Genomic DNA, 21,100 nt, shown 5'->3' with positions numbered 1-21,100 from the left:
ACTATAATTTTATCACATCTCTGAGAAATATCAAACTACTTATTTTTTCTCAAAAGCGCCTTAAGCGCTTTCGTCGCGCTTTCGTCGCCTTTGTCTATCGCGATGACTTTTTCGAACCGCTCCCTCGCCCCGGCAAAATCCCCCTTAAACGCGCAGGCTACGCCGAGATTATACAAGGCCGTGGTGTTATCGGGCTCCTTGGCTATCACTTTATTGTATTCATCTATCGCTTTATCGTAGTCCTTCTCCTGCAGGAACAGGAAGGCGAGGTTATAATGGACTTCTGGCATATCGCCGTTCATCTCCGCGGCTTTCTTGAACATCTCCATCGCGCTGCGGTTGTCTTTATCCGCGGCGTATATCGCGCCGAGGTTGTTAAAGACCTTGGCGTCGCTATACTTGCTGTCGATTATGAATTTGTAATCTTCTGCGGTCTTGGAAAATCTTCCGGCCTTCTGGTTAAGCACCGCCCGAAGGTAATGGACCTCGTTGCTCTTCGGGAACGATTGCACTAAAAGGTCGCATAAGTCCGCGGCCTCATTGTAATTTCCGGCCCTCACTTTCTCTTCTATCGTCCTCAGTATCGTCCCGTAATCATACTTGGAGACCGACCCGTCATCATTCAGGATCTTTTGTATGCGATCCGGGTTTACGGCGATATTCCCCGAGGGGTCTTTGATCCAGACCGATCTCTTATCACGGCCGATCACCTGTTCCGTGACCTTAGTTCCGTCTTTGTAGTATATCTTCTCCGCCCGCAGATCCCGGCATGTCATCAAAAGCCCGGCCGCCATCACGACCGATAAGGCCTTCGCGAGGCCCGCTTTAAGGCGCGCCAACGTCTTTTCTTTTCCGATAAGGGAAAGGGTCTCGAAGAGGCTCGCGCCAACCTTCCGGCCAGTGACGGCTACGCGGACCGGATGTATGAGATCCGCCGCCTTAACGCCCGACTCCGAGGCAAGGTCCCTGACGCAGGCCTCGAGCGCCTGCGGATCGAACGCCTTGAGCGGCCCGAATTTCGCGATAACAGCCTCCAGTTTTGCCTTTACCCCTTCCTTGGCGAGTACAGAAGCGACCGCGGTTTCGTCGTAAACCACGTCGTCTGTGAAAAACGGAGCGGTCGAATCGGCTAGTTCGGCGATCGTCTTCGCGCGGGGATGAAAAAGCTCCACCGCCTCCTTGAGCCGCACCTTATCGTAGTCGTCTCCTATTACGCCTTTCTCTCTAAGCCTCGGCGCGACGAATGGGACCAGGTCCTCCGTCTTTTTTGCCCTGATATATTCGCCGTTCATCCAGATCAGTTTGTCTATATCGAATACGGCGCCGGTCTTCCCGACCCTCTCGAGGGAAAATTCCTTTATTATCTCGTCGATCGGCATCACCTCGCGGTCGCCTGTCGGCGCCCAGCCTAAAAGGGAGATGTAATTGACGAGGGCGTCGGGAAGGAAACCCATCTCTTTGTATTCCGAGATAGAAGTCGCGCCGTGGCGTTTTGACATCCGCGAACGGTCCGTCCCCAGTATAAGGGGTATATGCGCGAATTTCGGCGGCTCGATACCGAGAGCCTGGTAGGCCGCCAGCTGTTTCGGCGTATTCGATATATGGTCGTCGCCGCGTATCACATGGGTGATCTTCATGTCATGATCGTCGATGACGCACGCGAAATTATAGGCGGGAAATCCGTCCGACTTCATGAGTACGAGGTCTTTCTGCAGGTTCATATCGAAGGAGACCGGGCCGTGGACGATGTCATCCATCGTCATCGTCACTTTTGGCATGGTAAGGATCACCGCTTTCTCGCCGCCAAGCGTCCCTTCCGCCTCATACGCCTTTCCTTCTTTAAGCAGCCTTTTGGCGTATTCGCGGTAGACATCGAGCCGTTTCGTCTGGTAAAACGGCCCCTCGTCCCAATTCATCCCCATCCATTCGAGCGAAGATATTATTTCCTGAAGGAATTCGTCTTTCGAGCGCTCCCTGTCGGTGTCCTCCACCCTGAAGACAAAAGTGCCTTTCATGTGCCTGGCAAAGAGCCAGTTGAAGAGCGCGGTCCGCGCGCTTCCTATGTGGAGAAAACCCGTCGGAGACGGGGCGAACCTTACCTTTACCATCTATTGCCTTGAGACCAGTTTAGCGCCTTCCTTCAGCGCTTCTTCATTTATCGGAATAAGGCCGTGCTTATCCGGAGGGATCACTTCCTTTAAAGCGTCGACCAATGCCCTCATCGATACTATCTTCAATTTAGCGTTCAGCGCGCCTAGCGCTATCATGTTCGCGCAGCGCGTATTGCCCAGCTCCTTGGCCAGCTTGGTTACGGGTACCTCCAGGACGTATATATCTTTCCTCGCTGCCTGCCTGTCAATCAGCGTGGAATTGACTATTAAAGTGCCTGATTTCGTGAGAGAATCCTCGTATCTGTCCATCGACGGCCTGTTCATCACGACGCACGCCGTCGGGTTCGTCACGACCGGCGAAGGGACCATCTCGTCCGATATCACGACCATCGAATGCGCCGTGCCGCCGCGAACCTCGGCGCCGTAAGAAGGCATCCACGTCACCTTTAATCCTTCGCGCATCGCAGCCCAGGCCAGGACCTTGCCCATCACCATTATCCCCTGCCCGCCGAAACCCGCGAATATTATCTCTTCTTTCATTTTCTTATGTGTCCTTTATCACGCCAAGAGGATATTCCTTTGTCATCTCGCCGGAGATCCGCATACATGCGTCTTTAGGCGAAAGGCCCCAGTAAGTCGGGCATGGCGACAATACTTCTACCAGGGAAAAACCTTTTTTATCTATCTGGTTCTTAAACGCTTTTTTTATCGCGGCCTTTGCCTTGATGACGTTCGCCGGCGTATCAACCGATACCCTCTCGACATATCTCGAGCCGGGCAGTTGCGCCAAAAGCTCGGTGATCTTCAGTGGATACCCGTCCCGCGTTATATCGCGGCCGAGCGGCGTGGTCGATGTCCTCTGCCCGATCATTGTGGTCGGGGCCATCTGCCCGTTAGTCATTCCGTAGACGCCGTTATTTATGAATATCACGGTGATATTTTCTCCGCGGTTCGCGGTGTGTATTATCTCTGCGGTGCCTATCGCCGCGAGGTCCCCGTCGCCCTGGTAACTGAAGACTATCTTATCCGGGTGGATGCGTTTTATCCCTGTAGCAACGCATGGCGTCCTCCCGTGCGCGGCCTCGGAACAGTCGAAATCCCAGTATTCGTAGGCGATGACGGCGCACCCAACCGGGCATACCGCTATGACATCCTCCCGTATGCCGAGCTCGTCGATGACCTCGCAGATGAGCCTGTGCGCAAGGCTGTGGCCGCAGCCGGCGCAATAATGCGTGGGCACGTCCCTTAACGATTTGGGCCGTTCAAATATCTTTTTCATACGCGCACCTTGTTCCTTGACTTTGCCCTGAGTATATCCCTGATGATATCGAGAATCGCTTCTTCCGTAGGTATGCCGCCTCCGGCCCTCCCGTAAAAATGTATCGGTTTTTTTCCTAGCACGGAAAGCTTTACGTCGTCTACCATCTGTCCGGCGCTCATCTCTACGACGAGGAATGCCTTTGCCCTCTTCGCCAGTTTTTGCAGCTCGGCTTCAGGGAAAGGCCATAGCGTGACCGGCCTGAGCATCCCGACATGAAGCCTCTCCTGCCTGGCTTTCGATATCGCGGAGCGGACTATCCTGCTGGTAGTGCCATATGCAACTACCACCAGGTCCGAATCCTCCGTATATAGCGACTCGAAACGGACTTCCTTGGATTTCACCCTGTCATATTTCATCTGGAGTAGCCTGTTGAGCTCCTCGAGTTCGCCTTCGCCCAAATATAAGGAGCGGATGACGTTGGGCTTCCTGCCCTTGCATCCGGTCAGCGCCCACGGCTTGTGGCGCATATCATGATTGGCTATCTTGCCGTGGAGGTGTTTCCTGACGACCTCTATCGGCTCCATCATCTGGCCCAGTATGCCGTCGCCAAGTATCAGGACCGGGTTCCTGTATTCATCGGCCAGGTCGAACGCCAGATGCGTAAGATGCCACGCCTCTTCTACTGCGGACGGCGCCAGCACTATCGTCCTGTAATCGCCGTGGCCGCCGCCGCGCGTCGCCTGGAAATAATCCGCCTGCGACGGGGCAATATTTCCCAGCCCCGGGCCGCCGCGCATCATGTTCACTATGACCGCGGGAAGCTGGCACGCGGCGAGATACGATATCCCTTCCTGTTTAAGGCTTATGCCCGGGCTCGAGCTTGATGTCATCGCGCGGGCGCCTGCCGCGGCCGCGCCGAATACCGAGTTTATCGCTGCCAGCTCGGACTCGGCCTGGATGAATGTCCCTCCGGATTCGGTCATCCTCGAGGCCATATACTGCGTCAACTCATTCTGCGGGGTTATCGGGTATCCGGCGTAGAAAGTGCAGCCGGCGTGGACGGCCGCCTCTCCTATGACCTCATTGCCGCACATCATTATCTTTGCCATTTATTTATATACCTCTATGCATATATCCGGGCACATCATGGCGCACATTTTGCAGCCCTTGCATTTACCCACGCCGCGGAATTTCGCGGGATGGACGCCGCGAACGTTAAGCGAGTCGTCCATGATTATAAGTTTTTCCGGGCAGTTTATCGAGCACAGCTCACAACCCTTGCAAGCGTCCCTGTCTATGGTTATCCTTGCCATATCTTACCTCGCGCACTTTCCCCTGGCTTCGCCAGGGACCTTGCCTTTCGCGCACACCTTTTTTATCTCGTTCGCTATCCCTTGGGCGTCCAGCCCGTAATTCTTGAGGAGTTCTGTTTTTTTCCCGTGTTCGATGAACTTGCCGGGAAACCCTATCCTCTTCACGGATATGCCGATGATCCTCTCGCGCTCAAAAAATTCCATTACCGCGCTGCCGAAACCGCCATCGAGGACGCCCTCCTCGATGACCACGAACATATTCGTGCGCGATGCCAGGTCCTTAAGCAATTCTTCGTCGAGCGGCTTTATGAACCTCATATTTACCAGCGAACTCTTTATTCCCTCATTGAACAATAATCCCGCAGCGGCGGCGGCCGGCCAGACCATGGAACCGACGGCAAGTATCGCGAGCTCGCCCTCCTTCGACATCACCTCCGCCTTCCCGTATGAGACCGGCGCGGTCTTTTCGAGGACAGGAGGCGATACGACCTTTCCGCGGGGATACCTTATCGCTACAGGGCCCTTGCATTCGTCCACGGCGAACTTGAGCATCGCCTTAAGTTCGGACTGGTCTTTCGGCGCCATTATGGTCATGTTAGGTATGTGCCTGAGGTAAGGTATATCAAAAAGGCCATGGTGCGTCGGGCCGTCCTCCCCGACGATACCCGCGCGGTCGAGGCAAAGGACCACATGGAAATTCTGCAGGCATACGTCGTGCACTATCTGGTCGTAAGACCTCTGGAGGAAGGTGGAATATATGGCGACGACCGGGATAAGCCCGCCCTTCGCCAGCCCGGCCGCGAACGTCACCGCATGCTGTTCGGCCATACCGACATCAAAAAACCTGTCGGGATACGCCTTCTGGAATTCGTCGAGCCCTGTGCCGTCCGACATTGCGGCTGTCACAGCGGCCACCTTCGGGTTGTCCTTAGCGATATCCATTATGGCGTCGGAGAAAGCCTCGGTGAAAGAGACGGCTGAGTCCGACTCCGCTTCCCTCAGGTCTCCCGTTTCAACATTAAAGGGCGCCGTGCCGTGGAATCTCTCGGGATGTTTCTCCGCGTGGACATACCCTTTCCCTTTTTTCGTAAGAGCGTGTATCAATATCGGGCCGTCCAGCCTTAAGGCGCTGTCGATAGTCTTTATCAGTTCCTCGAGGTTGTTCCCGTCGATCGGGCCTATATACCTCAATCCCAGCTCCTCGAACAACATTCCCGGTATAAGCAGGCTCTTTACGCTCTCTTCGAGCCTTTTAGCCGCCCGGTAGGCCCTGAAGCCGTACCAGGGGACCCTCTTGACGAGCCCTTCGAGGTCCTTGTGGATCTTATTGTATGTCGGATTCATCAGTATCTTATTAAGGTATTTTGATAACGCTCCGACCGACGGGGAGATGGACATTTCGTTGTCGTTTAAGATTATCAGCAAGTTGGTGTTCGCGTGCCCGGCATGGTTTAGCGCCTCGAACGCCATCCCGCCGACCAGCGAACCGTCGCCTATGACAGCCGCCACCTTATAGGACTCGCCCGCTATATCCCTCGCCTTCGCCAATCCCAGCGCTGACGAAATAGATGTGGAACCGTGCCCAACAGTAAAGGCGTCGTATTCACTTTCGTTTATATTCGGAAAACCGCTAAGCCCGCCCAGTTGGCGGATCGTCTTGAATTTATCCCGCCTGCCGGTAAGTATCTTATGGGCATAGGACTGATGGCCGACGTCCCAGACTATCTTATCGTATGGCGTATTTAAACAATAGTGGAGGGCGATAGCTATCTCTACCGCGCCGAGGCTCGGGGCAAGATGGCCGCCGGTCTTCGAGACCGTATCGACCAGGAACTCCCTGATCTCTTTAGCCAGGAGCTCGCGCTCCTCCCTGGACAGGATCTTCAGGTCCTGCGGAGAATTCATGGAATTAAGGATTTTGAACATAATTTATTTCTTGCGGTTTAAAATGAAACCGGCCAGGTCATCTAACGGCTTGGCCTTTCTCCCGAAGATCTCCAGTTCCCTGCGGGCCTTCGCGATAAGCCGCGCCGCTTCTTTTTTCGCGCCGTCGACGCCCAGCGCCAGGGCAAAACCTTCCTTATCTAATATATCATCTACAACTTGGAACGTAAAGCCGATATATTCGCCGTATCTCTTGAGGGCGTCAAATTTCTTCTTCGGCGCCTTGGCGGATATCGCGCCTATCATGCAGGAGGCCGCGATCAGGGCTCCGGTCTTGTGGGCATTAATATAGGTAAGCGTGGGCAGATCGGGGTCGGACTGGTTCTGGATATCCACGACCTGTCCGCCGATCATGCCGTTGGAGCCTGCCGCCCCGGCCAGCGTCTTCATTATCCGGTTATTTACTGCAGGGTCCTTCCCCTCGCTCAAAAGCTCAAAAGCATAAGTCAAAAGCGCGTCGCCGGCCAATACCGCGATCCCCTCGCCGAATTTTTTGTGGCAGGTGGGTTTTCCCCTCCTGAAATCATCATCGTCCATCGCCGGGAGGTCGTCGTGTATCAACGAATAGGTATGGACCATCTCCGCGGCGCAGGCTGCGGCCATGGCCCCCTTTATGTTCCCGCCGCACGCCTCGCAAGAGGCCAGCGTAAGTATGGGCCTTACCCTCTTGCCCCCGCTAAAGACGGAGTACCTTATCGCCCTGTGGATCTCTTTGGGATATTCGTTCTCGGCCGGGAGGCAGGAATCCAGCGCCGCATCGACCAGCTTTCGCCGAGCCTTAAAGTATCCTGTGATCTTCAATCGCGTTCTCCCTGTTATTCCTCGAGCGCTTTTTCATTGAACGGTTTCGTTTCCAGCTTTCCGCCGCTCGTCTTGACGAGTATCTCTACTTTCCTTCGCGCTGTATCCAGTTTCTTTGAGCAGAACTGCGCCAGTTTCACGCCCTCCTCGTATTTCTTGAGCGAATCATCCAGCGATAACTCGCCGGACTCGAGGTCGGATACAGCCTTCTCCAGTTTTTTCAGGGCATCCTCAAATTTCATCTCGGCGGTCATCTGGTCTCCTCCTTTGAGATCTCTTTCACTTCGCTGGTCATCCGGCCCACGGCCAGCCTCGTCTCTATTATATCACCGGCTTTGACGCCTTTCACGCTCCTTAATAACCTGCCCCGCTGAGGCGGGACTCCTCCCTCCGGCATCATCAGCGTTATACTGTATCCGCGTTTCAATATCGCCAGCGGGGAGAGCGCGTCCAGCATCCCGATCAGGGAATTTACTTTCTCGGCCCCCATTTCGATGGCGTGGGCGGCATGGCTGTCCATCCTCCTGCACAAGTCGTCTATCTCCTGGCCGTATCTTTCTATCGCCTCGATAGGATATTTACGCAGGATCCTTATCAAGGAATCGAGTTTACCGGACAGGTCCTCTTTATTGGCTATGACAAGTTCCGCCGCCGCCGAGGGCGTAGGCGCGCGGAGGTCCGCGACAAAATCCGCTATCGTATAATCTATCTCGTGGCCGACTGCCGATATGACCGGGATGCCGGAGTTGTATATCGCCCGCGCGACCGCCTCTTCGTTAAAGGCCCACAGGTCCTCGAGGCTGCCGCCGCCCCTGGCGAGTATCAGAACGTCGATATCTTTAATGCGGTTCATCTCCTTTATAGCCCCGGAGATATCTTCGGCCGCGCCTTCCCCCTGCACTTTGACCGGGTAGATCAGGACCTCTATATCGTTAAAACGGCGCTTCAATATGTGCAATATGTCCCGTATCGCGGCGCCTGTCGGCGACGTGACTATACCGATCTTTGAAGGGAGCATCGGGACCGGCCTTTTGTGCGCCTCGTCGAAAAGCCCTTCCTTCTGGAGCCTCTCCTTCAGCTGTTCGAATGCGAGTTGGAGTTCGCCGACCCCCTTCGGCTCGACCCTTTCCACATAGAGCTGCGTCTGGCCCGACTTATTATAGAAACCGACCCTGCCGAAACACAGGATCTTCAGGCCGTCTTTTATCTGGAATTTTATACCCTGGTTAGAACCCCTGAAGAACGCGCAATTCAGGACCGACTCCGGGTCTTTAAGCGCGAAATACATATGTCCGGATGAGTGGAGCTTGAAATTAGACACTTCGCCTTCCACCCAGACCTGCGGGAACGCGTCCTCGAGGACGACCTTTATCTCCCTCGTGATCTGGGTTACCGAATAGACAAGCCTGCCTGCGTTGGTCTGCGCGTTCGGGGACATAAGTCCTTTTAGGAAAGCTTCTCCTGGATCCTTTTTATGGAAACTGCCTTTCCGGTCTTGTCGTCGCAGTTTATGACTGCTCCCTGGAGTTGGATATCCGAATCGGCCATCTCGAATCTCGTCGGGAGGCCTGTTATGAACCGCCTTATTATCTGCTCGGGCTTGCGTCCCAGGACGGAATCGAACGGGCCTGTCATCCCGACATCGGTGATATATGCCAGCCCTTTCGGGAATATCCTTTCGTCCGCGGTCTGGATGTGCGTATGCGTCCCGCATATCGCGGTCGAGAGCCCGTCGAGATAATACGCGAGCGCTATCTTTTCGGATGTCGCCTCGGCATGCATATCGATGACGATGACCGGGGTCTCCTTCTTTACTTTCTCTATCTCTTTTACCGCCGCCTTGAACGGGCATTCGACCGCCTGCATGAATACGCGGCCGACGAGGCAGATGACGCCGACCTTCGCGCCGGTCTTCGAATGCATCACTATCGAACCGCTCCCGGGCGCGCCGTCCCCGTAATTCGAGGGGCGCAATATCCTCTGCTCCTTGTCTATCTCCTCGAGGATCTCTTTCCTGTCCCAGATATGGTCGCCGTTCGTCAGGACATCTACTCCCATGCCCAGGAGGTCTTGCGCTATGTCGGGCGTGATGCCGGCGCCTCCGGCCGCATTCTCGGAATTACCGACGGTGAAATCTATCTTCTCCCTCTGTTTTATCTTCGGGAGGAGCGATTTCACGGCCTCGCGGCCGGGGTTTCCGACTATATCGCCTATAAACAGTATGTTCATAATTTTACTTCGCGTATTCTATCGCGCGGGTCTCGCGTATCACGGTTATCTTTATCTGGCCCGGATACTCCATGCCTTCCTCTATCTTCTTTTTTATCTCACGGGCAAGGACCGTCGCCTGCGCGTCGGTTATCTTCGCCGGCTCGACTATTACCCTTATTTCGCGCCCGGCCTGTATCGCGTAAGCTTTTTCTACACCCTTGAACGAATCGGCGATCTCCTCGAGTTTTTCGAGGCGCTTTATGTATATCTCAAGCGTCTCGCGCCTGGCGCCCGGCCTCGCGCCGGAAACCGCGTCAGCGGCGCTGGACAGGACCGTATAAATAGAGATGGCCGGTATCTCGCCGTGATGTCCTTCTATGGCATTGACGACGATCTCGTTCTCGCCGTATTTCTTTGCCATCTCGGCGCCGAGTTTCGGATGCGCGCCTTCGACCTCGTGGCTCACGGCCTTTCCGATATCATGCAAAAGCCCGATGCGCTTCGCGAGGTTGGCGTCGAGCCCCAGTTCGTTTGCCATCGTCCCCATTATGAATGCCGATTCTTTCAAATGGTCGAGGACGTTCTGCCCGTAAGAGGTCCTGTATTTCAATTTACCGATCAATTTGACAAGCTCGGGATGGAGGTTGCGTATCCCGACCTCGAATACCGCATGTTCGCCGGCTTCCTTGATCGATACCTCCATCTCTTTCTTGACTTTTTCGACGACCTCCTCGATCCTGCCCGGATGGATCCTGCCATCTTCCATCAGGCGGGTCAAGGCTATGCGCGCGACCTCCCTTTTTACCGGATCGAACCCGGAGAGTATGACCGCTTCCGGAGTATCGTCAATGATGACATCGACGCCCGTGGCCATCTCAAGGGCGCGGATATTGCGCCCTTCGCGGCCGATTATCCTTCCTTTCATCTCATCGCTGGGAAGGTTGACGACCGATACTGTGGACTCGACGGTATGCTCGACCGCGCACCTCTGTATCGCTGTGGCGAGTATCTCGCGCGCCCTCTTGTCGGATTCCTGCCTGGTCTCATCTTCGATCCGCTTTATCATTACGCCGGCTTCCTGCTTTACGTCTTCCTCCATCCTGGCCAAAAGCAGCTTCTTCGCCTCTTCCGCGGTCAGGCCCGATACCCTCTGCAGCCTGTCCTTCTCCTCGGCCACGAGGACGTTATATTCCTCTTCCATGGAATGGAGTTTCTGTTCTTTGGCGGCTATATCCCTGAGTTTCTCGTTAAGCTCCTTCTCTTTCCTGTCGAGGAGCTCGACCTTCTTGTCCAGGTTCTCCTCGCGCTGTATGAGGCGCTTCTCCATATTCATTAATTCCGCGCGCCTCTCCTTCGTCTCCTTTTCGAAATCGGCCCTTATATTATGGAGCAGTTCCTTGGACTCAAGCTCGATTTCCTTCTTCTTGTCCTGCGCCTTCTTGTCGGCTTCCTCAAGGATCGACTTCGCCCGCTCCTCAGCAGACTTGACCTTCTGTTCAGCATATGACTTCCTGACAATAAAACCTACTAAGCCTCCGCCCAAGAGCGCAACAAGGCAGAGGACGAGAGATAAAACACCGTTCATTTAAGTACCCCCTGATTAAATTATATTGATCGTTATGCGGTAAGGAGTTTTGTGACGGGCTGGTCGTGAGAAAGTCTGGGTAACTTCTTGACTACCTGGAATTTAAAAGCGAGGCCTACAGTCGTCGCTCCCGGACGGAGCCTGACGAGGAATTTATCGTAATAGCCCAACCCGCGGCCAAGCCGGTTGCCTTTCGTGTCAAAAGCGACACCGGGCACTACCGCAAGGTCTATTGAGCGCGGGTGAAAAACCTCAAAATGCGCCTTAGGCTGATAAATCCCGTAAGGGCCTCTAACCAGATCTTTATTGGGATCCATTATCTCGGATACCACCATTTTTTTCTTTCTCACTTTTATGACCGGCACAAGCACTGCCTTACCGCGTTCCAAAGCCGCCTCGATCATCGGCATCGTCTCAACTTCGCCGTCTTTCGAGACGTAAAACATTATTACATTTGCCCTTTTGAACTCGGGCAACGACAAAAGCCTCCTCTTTATAGCGAGGCTCCTACTATGCCTTTCACCCTCCTTTTGGGTTTTTAACCTTCTAAGGATATTTTCTCTAAGATTCTGTTTTAGCTTATGTACCATCTATTTATTATAAGTTAAAATACCGCTAAGTCAAGGGAAAATGCCCTAAAATCACGGCCTCGAAAAGAGCCGTTCGAACCAGCCGGCGAGCGAGCCGAACGAGTTCGTGAACAGCATTATGCCCACAACGACCAGGAATATACCCGTAATGACGGATACCGCCCTAAGGTACTTCTTCAAGGCCTTAAAGTAGGACAGGAAGTCGTTGATGAGTATGCTTGAAATGAAGAAAGGCAAGGCCAACCCAAGGGAATAAGAGAAAAGGAGCGCAGCCCCTTTCATTATCTCTTTTTCGGTCGAGCTCAAAAGCAATATTGAGGCCAAAAGCGGCCCGACGCACGGCGTCCAGCCGAGCGCGAAAGTCGCCCCTATAAGGAGCGACCCGAGATAGCCTACCGGCCTTGATTTGACCTCGACCTTCTTCTCCTTCTGCAGGAAGGCCAGGTTTATTACCCCTGATATACTAAGCCCGAAGATGATTATTATGATGCCGCCTATCTTGCTTATGGCCTGCCTGTGTTGGGACACCAGCCCGCCCGCGAAAGTCAGCGACAACCCCAGGAGCATAAAGACTATGGTAAACCCAAGTATGAAAAGCAGGGAATGGACTGCAGTCAGGAATCTTATTTTTTTCGGCAGCGTTTCCTGTGTCAGTTCCCCGAACGTGATGCCGGTAATATACGATATGTAAAACGGGATAAGGGGCAATACGCACGGGGAAAGGAACGACAGTAAACCGGCTACAAAAGCGGCTATAAAACTTACCGATCCTGTCCCGCTATCCATGGCTAAACCCTCCTGCCCTTAACCGCAGATTCCCCGCAAGGGCCTGCCCTCAGGAACCTGTCCTCGCCCGGGTTAATGAAATACCTTATTTTTACTTCGCCTTCGTTATCCTTACCGAGCGCATACCTTGCGGTTATCGATGCGGCCTCGTCCACAAACTCCCCGCCGGTGCTTCCCCGCAATATCGAAACGGGCCCGAGCGGGTCCTGCGCGTGGAACATTATATCGCTCTTATTCTTCAGCGCCGCCAGCCTGAAATTCTCGCTCTCATCCCTCGCCACTACGAGTTTTACCGACGGGGACATCCTGAAATGCCTGCCGTATTTCAGCAGGAGGACGTCAGGCAGCCCGAAATCCGGCTTGTATTTCATCAGGTCCTCCATACGCTGGGCGAAGCACTTGTCGGTGAGAAGGCATCCGCCGCTTGAACACGGGTAATCTTTTATGTTAAACCTTTTCGTAAGCGATATCTGGCCTTTCCTTGAACGCCCGGAAATGGATAAAAGCTTCTCCCTGTCGACGATCTTCTTCTCTTCCGCGAAAGTCGGCGGGAAGAGCTTGGCGCAGAGCGGCCTCAAGAGGTAACCCCTGAGCCCGGACTCGCGCTCTATGGTATTCATCGCCTCGCGCCTCTGCGACATAGGCCTCTGTCCCAGCACCTCTCCGGTAAATATGAACTCGGCTCCGGATTCGCGCATATATTCCCCGGCTTTCTTGAATACAAATATACGGCAATCGAGGCACGGGTTCATCCCGCTGCCGTATCCGAACTTCGGGTGTTTCACGACATCGAGGATCTCCTCGGAGATATCCACGACCTTTAGCGGGACCCCGAGCTGGTCTGCGGCCTTCTGCGAGGCGAGGCAGCCCGAGCCCTTGGAAGTGCAGGTGCAAAACGCGGTCACGAAATTAAGCGCCTCTACTTCTATCCCCTGGTCCAGGATAAGCCTTGAGGCGACGATCGAATCGAGCCCGCCGCTCAACAATCCTATGGCTTTTGTCTTCTTTTCCATAATGTCTCTATGCGTTCCTTGATCTGTTTCTCGAAACCTATCTCCGTCGGCTCATAATAAGTAGCCTTCTTGGGCATATATTCCTGCTCGACGAAATGCCCTTTATAATCGTGGGCATACTTATATCCTTTACCGTGGCCCAGGGCCTCGGAATCCATCGAGGCATCCTTCAAATGCGCGGGCACTTCCATGACCCTTCCAGCCTCGACGTCCTTTAACGCCTTCTCCACTCCGAGATAAGCCGAGTTCGATTTAGGCGCGCACGCGATATAGACCGTGGCCTCGGCCAGCGGTATCTTCGCCTCCGGGAGCCCGACGAATTCCGATATCTGTAATGCCGCGTTCGCGACGACTATCGCCTGCGGGTCGGCTAGGCCGACATCCTCCGCCGCGCATATCACGATGCGGCGCGCGATAAACCTGGGGTCCTCGCCGGCGTATAGCATCTTGGCGAGCCAATATAGCGCGGCGTCGGGATCCGAGCCGCGCATGGATTTTATGAAGGCCGATATGGTGTCATAATGGCCGTCCTCGTCCCTGTCATATACGACGGCCTTCTTCTGTATGCATTCCTCGGCGGCCTGCAGAGTGATATTTATCGTCCCGTCCTTAGACTTCGGGGTCGTAAGGGCCGCAAGCTCCAGGGCGTTCAATGCCCGTCGCGCGTCGCCCTCGGAGATCTTCGCTAAAAATTTAAGCGCGTCGCTTTCTGTCTTCACGGGCATATTGCCGAGCCCGCGCTCCCTGTCCTTGAGCGCGTTGTCCAATATCGTCGTGATATCAGCCTCGGAAAGCGGTTTTAACTCAAAGACCAGTGAACGTGAGATGAGCGGCGCAACTATCGAGAAGAAGGGGTTGTAGGTCGTCGCGCCTATCAATATCACGACGCCCGCTTCGACGTCCGGCATCAGTACGTCCTGCTGCGCCTTGTTGAACCTGTGTATCTCGTCGACGAAGAGTATCGTCTTCTTGTCGTAAAGGGCCCGGCGCTGTTTCGCGGCCTCGATCTCCTTCCTCATTTCCTGGACGTTTGAGGTCGTAGCGTTCAATTGGACGAATTCCGCCTTTGTGGCGTTCGAAACTACATGGGCAAGGGTCGTCTTTCCCGTCCCGGGAGGGCCGTAAAGCACGAGCGACGCTATCGTATCCGCTTCTATCGCGCGGGTAAGGAGCTTTCCCGGCCCGATGATATGGCCCTGCCCCGTGAACTCCTTCAGGGCGCGGGGCCTCATCCTTACGGCGAGAGGTTCGGGCTTGGAGGAATCCCTTTTTTTCTTCTCAAACAGGTCTTTGTTCAGGGAGGAATTAACCATCTATGACTTTCTACCCCCCAGCTGATTCCCGTAACGAATAATACGCTGGGGGATAATTCGGCCTTATGAGTTGCGTCGCTTACACTCCGTAACTCATGGCCTCATTATCGTATCTTGGCGTTAAATCTCTGGACCAACACCTCGCGGACCTTCCTGTCGAGGGAGTTGATCTCTTCGTCTGTCAAGGTCCTGTCAGGCGACCTGTATTCCACGGAATACAGGATGCTCTTGCATCCCTTGGGCACCTGCTCTCCCCGGTAAAGGTCGAACGGGCTGACATCGGCCGCCAGTTCGCCGCAAACCTCTTTTATCGTCCCTGCGATATCCTTGTTAGACACCTTTTCGTCGACTATAAGCGATATGTCCCGCGATGACGACGGGTATCTCGGGAGCCCTGAGAATTTATGTTCAAGCCTGGCGTGCGGATATACCGCCTCGATCGCCAGCTCGCTAACGAATACGTTACCTTTTATGCCGTATTTATCGAGGTACACCTTGTCGACTTTACCCAAAACACCCGCCTCTTTTCCGTCGATCTTCACGATAGCCGACGCGGCCGGCGAGAAGAGGGGAAGCGGTTTTACCTCAAATTCGTATCCGGCGATCCCGAGTTTCGAAAAAAGCGCTTCTATTATCCCCTTGAGGTCGAATATGTCGACCGCCTCTTTCCTGTGCCAATCCTTCTCTTTCATCCCGCACATGGCGAGCGCTAAAACCCCTTTTTCGGACGGCACGTCGCCGCCCTTGTAAAAATAGGATTTCCCGATCTCGAATATCTTTACGTCCGGGACCTTCCTGTTGAGATTATACGCGACGACATCCAGCATCCCGCATATCAGGACCGGGCGGAGCGCCTCCGATTCCGAGCTCAGCGGGTTCCGGACCTTTAATACCTGGCTGTCGGTCATGCTCAACGCCTGTTGGACATAAAGATCCCTGCACCTTAACGAGTAGGTGATCGCCTCATCCAACCCTGCGCCGGTCAGGGCCTCCCTTACCGTCTCTTCTATTATCCTGTCGCGGCTCTTCTGGGAACCCTTGCCCCAGAGCTGTATCCTCGAAAGGGTCTCCGGTATATTATCATAGCCGTATATGCGCGATACCTCTTCTATCAGGTCGACCTCTTCCTTGAGGTCTCTCCTGAAAGAAGGGACCGATACCGTTAGCGCGTCCTTGCCCTTGGATTTTACGCCCAGCCCGAGGCTTTTGAGTATCGAGGCACATTTTGAGGCGGGTATGTCCGTCCCGAGCAGCTTATTCGCCCTTGGCATCCTTAACGTTATTTTTACCGCCCCGGGGCCTTTTGCCCCCGTATCCGAAGGCTTAGAGACCGACTTCGCCTTGGCGGCCTCGCATATCAATGATGCCGCCCTCTCGGCCGCGGCCAGGCACCCGCCGATATCCACGTTCCTTTCAAACCTATATGAAGCCTCGCTGGAGATCCCGAGTTTTTTCGCGGCCCGGCGTATCAGGGCCGGACCGAAATACGCGCTCTCAAGGAGGACCCTCCTCGTCGAGAAACCGACCTCGGTATCCTTGCCGCCCATTATGCCGGCTATCGCCACCGGCTTTTTAACGTCAGCTATGACGAGGATATTCTCATCGAGCGCGCGTTTCACCCCGTCTATGGTGGTTATCTCCTCGCCTTTGCGCGCCCTCCTGACTATTATCTTCCCGCCGTCCAATTTATCGTAGTCGAAGGCGTGGAGCGGCTGTCCGGATTCAAGCATGCAGAAATTTGTTATATCCACTACATTGTTCACCTGCCGCATCCCGGCGCTCTCTATCTTCTGCGCGAGGCTTTTCGATGAAGGCGCGGGCTGGACGCCGTCGATCATGATACCTACATATCTGGCGCAGCCTTTTTTATCTTCTATAGTTATCGAAGGTTTTTCTGGCTTCGCGGATCCGGCGGGTGCGGCCTTTACCGGCTTGATCCTTGATCCGTAAAGCGCCTGCATCTCGCGCGCGATCCCGTAAAGGCAGAGCCAGTCCGGCCTGTTCGAGGTTATCTCAGCTTCGTATATAAAATCGCCGTTCTGCCTCTCTATTCCCTTTATCTCGAGCCCGGCCATGGTCAGTTTATCCGCCAGGTCTTGGGGCTTGGCGCTGAAATTAATATATTCTCTTAACCAGTTATATGAAATCTTCATCCTCTGCTCCCTGGTAGCTCAGGATGACCCCTGAGCATCTGCGAAGGGGTCATTTGAATTGTTCTAAAAAGCGCATGTCGTTCTCGAAGAAAAGGCGCATGTCGTTGATGCCGTATTTGAGCATCGCGATGCGCTCGACTCCCATGCCGAACGCGAAGCCGGTGACTTTTTCGGGATTATACTTTACCGCCTTGAATACGTTCGGATGGACCATGCCGCAGCCGAGTATCTCGAGCCATCCCTTCCTCCCGCAAACGCTGCAGCCTTTCCCGCCGCATATGAAGCACGAGACATCGACCTCGGCGCTCGGCTCGGTGAACGGGAAATAATGGGGGCGGAACCGGACTTTAACATCCGCTCCGAAATAGCCCTTCAAAAATACGCTTAACGCGCCCTTGAGGTCGGCGAATGTCACGCCGTCGCCCACGACAAGGCCTTCGACCTGGTGGAACATGAAAGAGTGCGACGCGTCGACCGCGTCGGGACGGTATACCCTGCCAGGGACGATGATCTTGAACGGCGGTTTCTCCGTTTCCATGAACCTCACCTGCACAGGCGATGTATGGCTCCGCAGCAGATACTGGTTTTTTATGTAGAATGTGTCGAAGGCGTCGCGCGAAGGGTGGTCGAGCGCGATATTGAGGGCTTCGAAATTATAGAACTCGGTCTCTATCTCCGGCCCCTCGACTATCTTGAAACCCATGCCGAGGAAGATAGAACAGATGTCGTCTATGGTCTTTGTGAGGGGATGTTTCGATCCGGCCGGCGGCCTGAAACCGGGCAGGGTCAGGTCCGCGAAATCCCCCGGTAATACCAAGGGTATCACAGGCGACCTTGAAAGCTCCGCCTGCCTTGACCTGAGCGCCTCATCAAGCCGCGTCTTCAGGGCGTTCAGTTCTTTACCGAGGCGCGGCTTCTCCTCGGGCGGCAGGGACGCGATCCCTCCGAGCAACTCGGTGACCAGGCCTTTCCTGCCCAGGTATTTTATCCTAAGATCATCGAGCGCCTTCGAATCTCCGGCCGCTTTGATCTCGCTTTTTGCTTCGGCCTCGAGTGCGTTGATCTTATCGAGCATTATTTTGCTTTGCTTACTTCTTCAACCAGTTTCGCGAAAGCGGGGTGGTCGTTCGCGGCCATATCGGAGAGGATCTTCCTGTCGAGGTCGATCTTCAGCTTTTTGAGGCCGTTTATGAACTTAGAATACGTTATGCCGTTGTTCCTGCACGCGGCATTTATCCTCACAACCCAGAGAGCGCGCATCTCGCGTTTATAGGCCTTCCTGTCGCGGTAAGCGTAGACCATCGCCCTTCTGACGGTCTCGATGGCCTTCTTGTATAATTTCGAGCGGCCGAGGAAATATCCCTTGGCTGCTTTTAGGACCTTCTTCCTGCGTTGTCTTTTTGCCGGCAAATACTTCGACTTAGGCATTTCTGTTCTCTCCTTCTACTGATGATTTTACGCGTAAGGCAGAAGCTTTAATATCTTCTTGCGCTCGTGTTTGCTTACAAGGGTCGCTCTCCGGAGCGCCCTCTTCCTCTTCTTCGTCTTGTGGCCTAACAGGTGGCCCTTGCCGCCTTTATGCCTCAAGACCTTGCGTCTTTTGGTTACCTTGAACCTTTTAGCAATTCCTTTGCGTGTCTTCATTTTAGGCATTAACGGTTCCTCCTTCGAAACTGATTATCTATTTAGGGGCGACGATCATTATTATTGCGCGTCCCTCCCTGAGCGGCGGTTTTTCTATCTGCGCCACATCGGCTATGTCGGCCTTCAATCTCTCGAGCACCTTGTTGCCGAGTTCGGGATGCGCCATCTCTCTCCCGCGGAATATGAGCGTTACCTTTACTTTGTCTTTATGCTCAAGGAATTTCTTTATGAAACCCACTTTCACCTGGTAATCGTGGTCGCCGATCTTGGGCTTGAGCCTTATCTCTTTGAGCTGGGTGGCATGCTGCTTCTTCCTGGCTTCCTTTTCTTTCTTCTCCTGCTCGTATTTAAATTTGGAGAAGTCCATTATCCTGCATACCGGCGGCCTTGCCGTCGGCGCTATTTCTACCAGATCCAATCCTGCCTGCTGCGCGAGTTTTAAACCTTCTTCCGGAGCCATCACGCCGAGTTGTCCGCCGTCTTCACCGATGACCATCACCTCGCGTATCCTGATTCTATCATTTACCCTGATAGATTTTGCCTGAAACTGGATACGATCACCCCCTTTTATTTTTTGCCGTTTATTTCGTCCGCTATCTTACCGATAAATTCGCTGAGTTTCATCGGCCCAAGGTCGCCTTTGCCCCGCTCCCTAACGGAAACGCTTTCGGTCTGGGCTTCTTTCCCGCCTACGATGAGCATATAAGGGACCTTCTGCGTTTCCGCTTCCCTTATCTTATGCTGCATCCTGGCGTTCTTGTCATCGATCTCGACCCGTATATCGCTATTTCGGAGTTCCTCTTCAACCTTCTTCGCGTAATCCTTGTGTTCGTCCGCAATCGGTATTATAACAGCTTGGACCGGAGAAAGCCATACCGGAAAAGCCCCTCCGTAATGCTCTATCAGGGCCCCCAAAAATCTTTCCATAGAGCCGAGTATTACCCGGTGCAGCATTATCGGGGTATATTCCTTTCCGTCCGGGCCTACATAAGAGATCTTAAACCTTTGCGGCAACGCGAAATCACATTGTATCGTCGCGCATTGCCACGCCCTGCCCAAGGCGTCTTTTAACTTGATGTCTATCTTAGGCCCGTAGAACGCCCCTTCTTTTTCATGCACATTATAAGCCAGGCCCTTTGATTTCAGGGCTGCGACCAGGGCGTTCGTCGCGAGTTCCCAATCTTCGTCGGTGCCTATGCACTTGTCCGGTTTAGTGGAAAGTTCTATCTCGAAATCGGCAAACCCGAAGACCTTCAAGGCATCCATCACGAAATCTATGACGCCCTTTATCTCGTCAACGGCCTGTTCGCGCAGGCAGAATATATGGGCGTCGTCCTGGGTAAAGCCGCGGACCCTCAAAAGGCCGTGAAGGACGCCCGACTTCTCATATCTATACACGGAACCCAATTCAAAATATCTTATCGGCAGGTCCTTATAGCTCCTCGTCTTCGACCTGTATATCAGGATATGCGCCGGGCAGTTCATTGGTTTTATCGCGTATTCCTGCCCCTCGACCTGGAAGATGTACATATTCTCTTTGTAATATCCGTAGTGGCCCGACTCCACCCAGATATCCGACTTGAGCATATGCGGGCCGATGACGATCTGGTAGCCGCGCTTTAAATGCTCCTTCTTTTCCCAGTCCTCGATTATGGTGCGGAGCATTGCGCCTTTCGGCTGGTATATCACAAGCCCGGCGCCGGCCTTCTCGTCCATCATGAAAAGCTCAAGCTCTTTCCCTAATTTCCTGTGGTCGCGTTTTTTCGCTTCTTCGAGTTTCGCGACATAGGCATCCAACTCGGCCTTGGTCTCAAAAACGGTCCCATATATCCTCTGAAGCATCTTGTTCTTCTCATCGCCGCGCCAGTATGCGCCGGCTATGGAAAGCAGCTTGAACGCCTTGACCTGGCCGGTGGAATCAATGTGCGGGCCCCTGCAAAGATCAGTAAGGTCCCCGTTCTTGTATATCGTAACTTCGCTATCCTGGATCTCCCTGATGAGCTCGACCTTATACGGCTCGCCCATCTTCTCGAATAGCTTAAGCGCCTCTTCTTTCTTCAGGAGGGACTTTTCGAACTTATAATTCTCCTTTATGATCTTGGCCATCTCGGCCTCGATCCTGGGAAGGTCCTCTTCCAAAAACGGCTGTGGGACGTCAAAATCATAGTAAAAACCGTCCTCTATGGCCGGTCCTATAGCCAGTTTGACGCCCGGAAACAGCCTTTTTACGGCCTGGGCCATGATATGTGACGTAGAATGTCTTAAGGTATCCTGTTCCATGGTTTACGGTAAAATGGTGGGCCTAAGAGGACTCGAACCTCTGACCTCTTCCATGTCAAGGAAGCGCTCTAACCAACTGAGCTATAAGCCCACTT

21 protein-coding genes and 1 tRNA gene are annotated in these 21,100 nt (G+C 53.9%); all 22 read right to left on the bottom strand.

Going from position 1 to position 21,100, the window contains the following annotated elements:
- Positions 1-35: 35 nt before the first annotated feature.
- Positions 36-2,108 (bottom strand): glutamate--tRNA ligase, encoded by a 2,073-nt coding sequence (gene gltX / locus PHO67_03930; GenBank protein MDD5546294.1) that lies wholly within the window; start codon positions 2,106-2,108, stop codon positions 36-38.
- Positions 2,109-2,651 carry a 2-oxoacid:acceptor oxidoreductase family protein gene (locus PHO67_03925; GenBank protein MDD5546293.1) on the bottom strand — a complete coding sequence of 181 codons (543 nt, stop codon included), beginning with the start codon at positions 2,649-2,651 and terminating at the stop codon, positions 2,109-2,111.
- Positions 2,652-2,655: 4 nt separating this feature from the next.
- The gene (locus tag PHO67_03920; protein MDD5546292.1) at positions 2,656-3,390 is read right to left on the bottom strand and encodes a thiamine pyrophosphate-dependent enzyme; all 735 of its coding nucleotides are present in this window, start codon (positions 3,388-3,390) and stop codon (positions 2,656-2,658) included.
- Positions 3,387-4,481 (bottom strand): 3-methyl-2-oxobutanoate dehydrogenase subunit VorB, encoded by a 1,095-nt coding sequence (locus PHO67_03915; protein MDD5546291.1) that lies wholly within the window; start codon positions 4,479-4,481, stop codon positions 3,387-3,389. The genes PHO67_03920 and PHO67_03915 overlap by 4 nt, the downstream gene beginning before the upstream one ends.
- Positions 4,482-4,685 carry a 4Fe-4S dicluster domain-containing protein gene (locus PHO67_03910; GenBank protein MDD5546290.1) on the bottom strand — a complete coding sequence of 68 codons (204 nt, stop codon included), beginning with the start codon at positions 4,683-4,685 and terminating at the stop codon, positions 4,482-4,484.
- A gap of 3 nt (positions 4,686-4,688) precedes the next feature.
- Entirely contained in the window at positions 4,689-6,611 is a 1,923-nt protein-coding gene (gene dxs, locus PHO67_03905) for a 1-deoxy-D-xylulose-5-phosphate synthase (protein ID MDD5546289.1), read from the bottom strand.
- Positions 6,612-6,614: 3 nt separating this feature from the next.
- Entirely contained in the window at positions 6,615-7,430 is an 816-nt protein-coding gene (locus PHO67_03900) for a polyprenyl synthetase family protein (protein ID MDD5546288.1), read from the bottom strand.
- Between the two features lie 14 nt (positions 7,431-7,444).
- A complete protein-coding gene (xseB, locus tag PHO67_03895; protein ID MDD5546287.1) occupies positions 7,445-7,684 on the bottom strand; it encodes an exodeoxyribonuclease VII small subunit in 240 nt (79 codons plus the stop codon).
- Entirely contained in the window at positions 7,681-8,868 is a 1,188-nt protein-coding gene (xseA, locus tag PHO67_03890; protein MDD5546286.1) for an exodeoxyribonuclease VII large subunit, read from the bottom strand. The genes xseB and xseA overlap by 4 nt, the downstream gene beginning before the upstream one ends.
- 8 nt (positions 8,869-8,876) lie before the next feature.
- Positions 8,877-9,659, bottom strand: a complete 783-nt coding sequence (locus PHO67_03885; protein ID MDD5546285.1) for a TIGR00282 family metallophosphoesterase — start codon at positions 9,657-9,659, stop codon at positions 8,877-8,879.
- A 4-nt stretch (positions 9,660-9,663) separates the two neighbouring features.
- Positions 9,664-11,226, bottom strand: a complete 1,563-nt coding sequence (rny, locus tag PHO67_03880; GenBank protein MDD5546284.1) for a ribonuclease Y — start codon at positions 11,224-11,226, stop codon at positions 9,664-9,666.
- Between the two features lie 32 nt (positions 11,227-11,258).
- Positions 11,259-11,816, bottom strand: a complete 558-nt coding sequence (locus tag PHO67_03875; GenBank protein ID MDD5546283.1) for a 5-formyltetrahydrofolate cyclo-ligase — start codon at positions 11,814-11,816, stop codon at positions 11,259-11,261.
- Between the two features lie 51 nt (positions 11,817-11,867).
- On the bottom strand, positions 11,868-12,602 hold the full coding sequence (locus PHO67_03870; GenBank protein MDD5546282.1) for a cytochrome c biogenesis protein CcdA: 735 nt from the start codon (positions 12,600-12,602) through the stop codon (positions 11,868-11,870).
- Between the two features lie 2 nt (positions 12,603-12,604).
- A complete protein-coding gene (locus PHO67_03865; GenBank protein MDD5546281.1) occupies positions 12,605-13,615 on the bottom strand; it encodes a hypothetical protein in 1,011 nt (336 codons plus the stop codon).
- The gene (locus PHO67_03860) at positions 13,591-14,928 is read right to left on the bottom strand and encodes a replication-associated recombination protein A (protein ID MDD5546280.1); all 1,338 of its coding nucleotides are present in this window, start codon (positions 14,926-14,928) and stop codon (positions 13,591-13,593) included. The genes PHO67_03865 and PHO67_03860 overlap by 25 nt, the downstream gene beginning before the upstream one ends.
- Before the next feature lie 104 nt (positions 14,929-15,032).
- On the bottom strand, positions 15,033-17,081 hold the full coding sequence (pheT, locus tag PHO67_03855) for a phenylalanine--tRNA ligase subunit beta (GenBank protein ID MDD5546279.1): 2,049 nt from the start codon (positions 17,079-17,081) through the stop codon (positions 15,033-15,035).
- A 49-nt stretch (positions 17,082-17,130) separates the two neighbouring features.
- On the bottom strand, positions 17,131-18,156 hold the full coding sequence (gene pheS / locus PHO67_03850) for a phenylalanine--tRNA ligase subunit alpha (GenBank protein ID MDD5546278.1): 1,026 nt from the start codon (positions 18,154-18,156) through the stop codon (positions 17,131-17,133).
- Positions 18,156-18,509: a 50S ribosomal protein L20 gene (gene rplT / locus PHO67_03845; protein ID MDD5546277.1), complete on the bottom strand. Its 354-nt coding sequence runs from the start codon at positions 18,507-18,509 to the stop codon at positions 18,156-18,158. The genes pheS and rplT overlap by 1 nt, the downstream gene beginning before the upstream one ends.
- Positions 18,510-18,536: 27 nt before the next feature.
- Entirely contained in the window at positions 18,537-18,734 is a 198-nt protein-coding gene (gene rpmI / locus PHO67_03840; protein MDD5546276.1) for a 50S ribosomal protein L35, read from the bottom strand.
- 28 nt (positions 18,735-18,762) lie between these two features.
- Positions 18,763-19,257, bottom strand: coding sequence for a translation initiation factor IF-3 (infC, locus tag PHO67_03835; GenBank protein ID MDD5546275.1), 495 nt, complete (start codon positions 19,255-19,257; stop codon positions 18,763-18,765).
- Between the two features lie 35 nt (positions 19,258-19,292).
- Positions 19,293-21,005 carry a threonine--tRNA ligase gene (thrS, locus tag PHO67_03830; GenBank protein ID MDD5546274.1) on the bottom strand — a complete coding sequence of 571 codons (1,713 nt, stop codon included), beginning with the start codon at positions 21,003-21,005 and terminating at the stop codon, positions 19,293-19,295.
- 14 nt (positions 21,006-21,019) lie between these two features.
- Positions 21,020-21,096 (bottom strand) — tRNA-Val (locus PHO67_03825).
- Positions 21,097-21,100 lie beyond the last annotated feature (4 nt).

This window comes from Candidatus Omnitrophota bacterium (genome assembly GCA_028716565.1).
Lineage (GTDB): Bacteria > Omnitrophota > Gorgyraeia > Pluralincolimonadales > Pluralincolimonadaceae > Pluralincolimonas.
The sequence above is the reverse complement of the archived record's forward strand: the minus strand, read 5'-3'. Positions and strand labels throughout refer to the sequence as shown.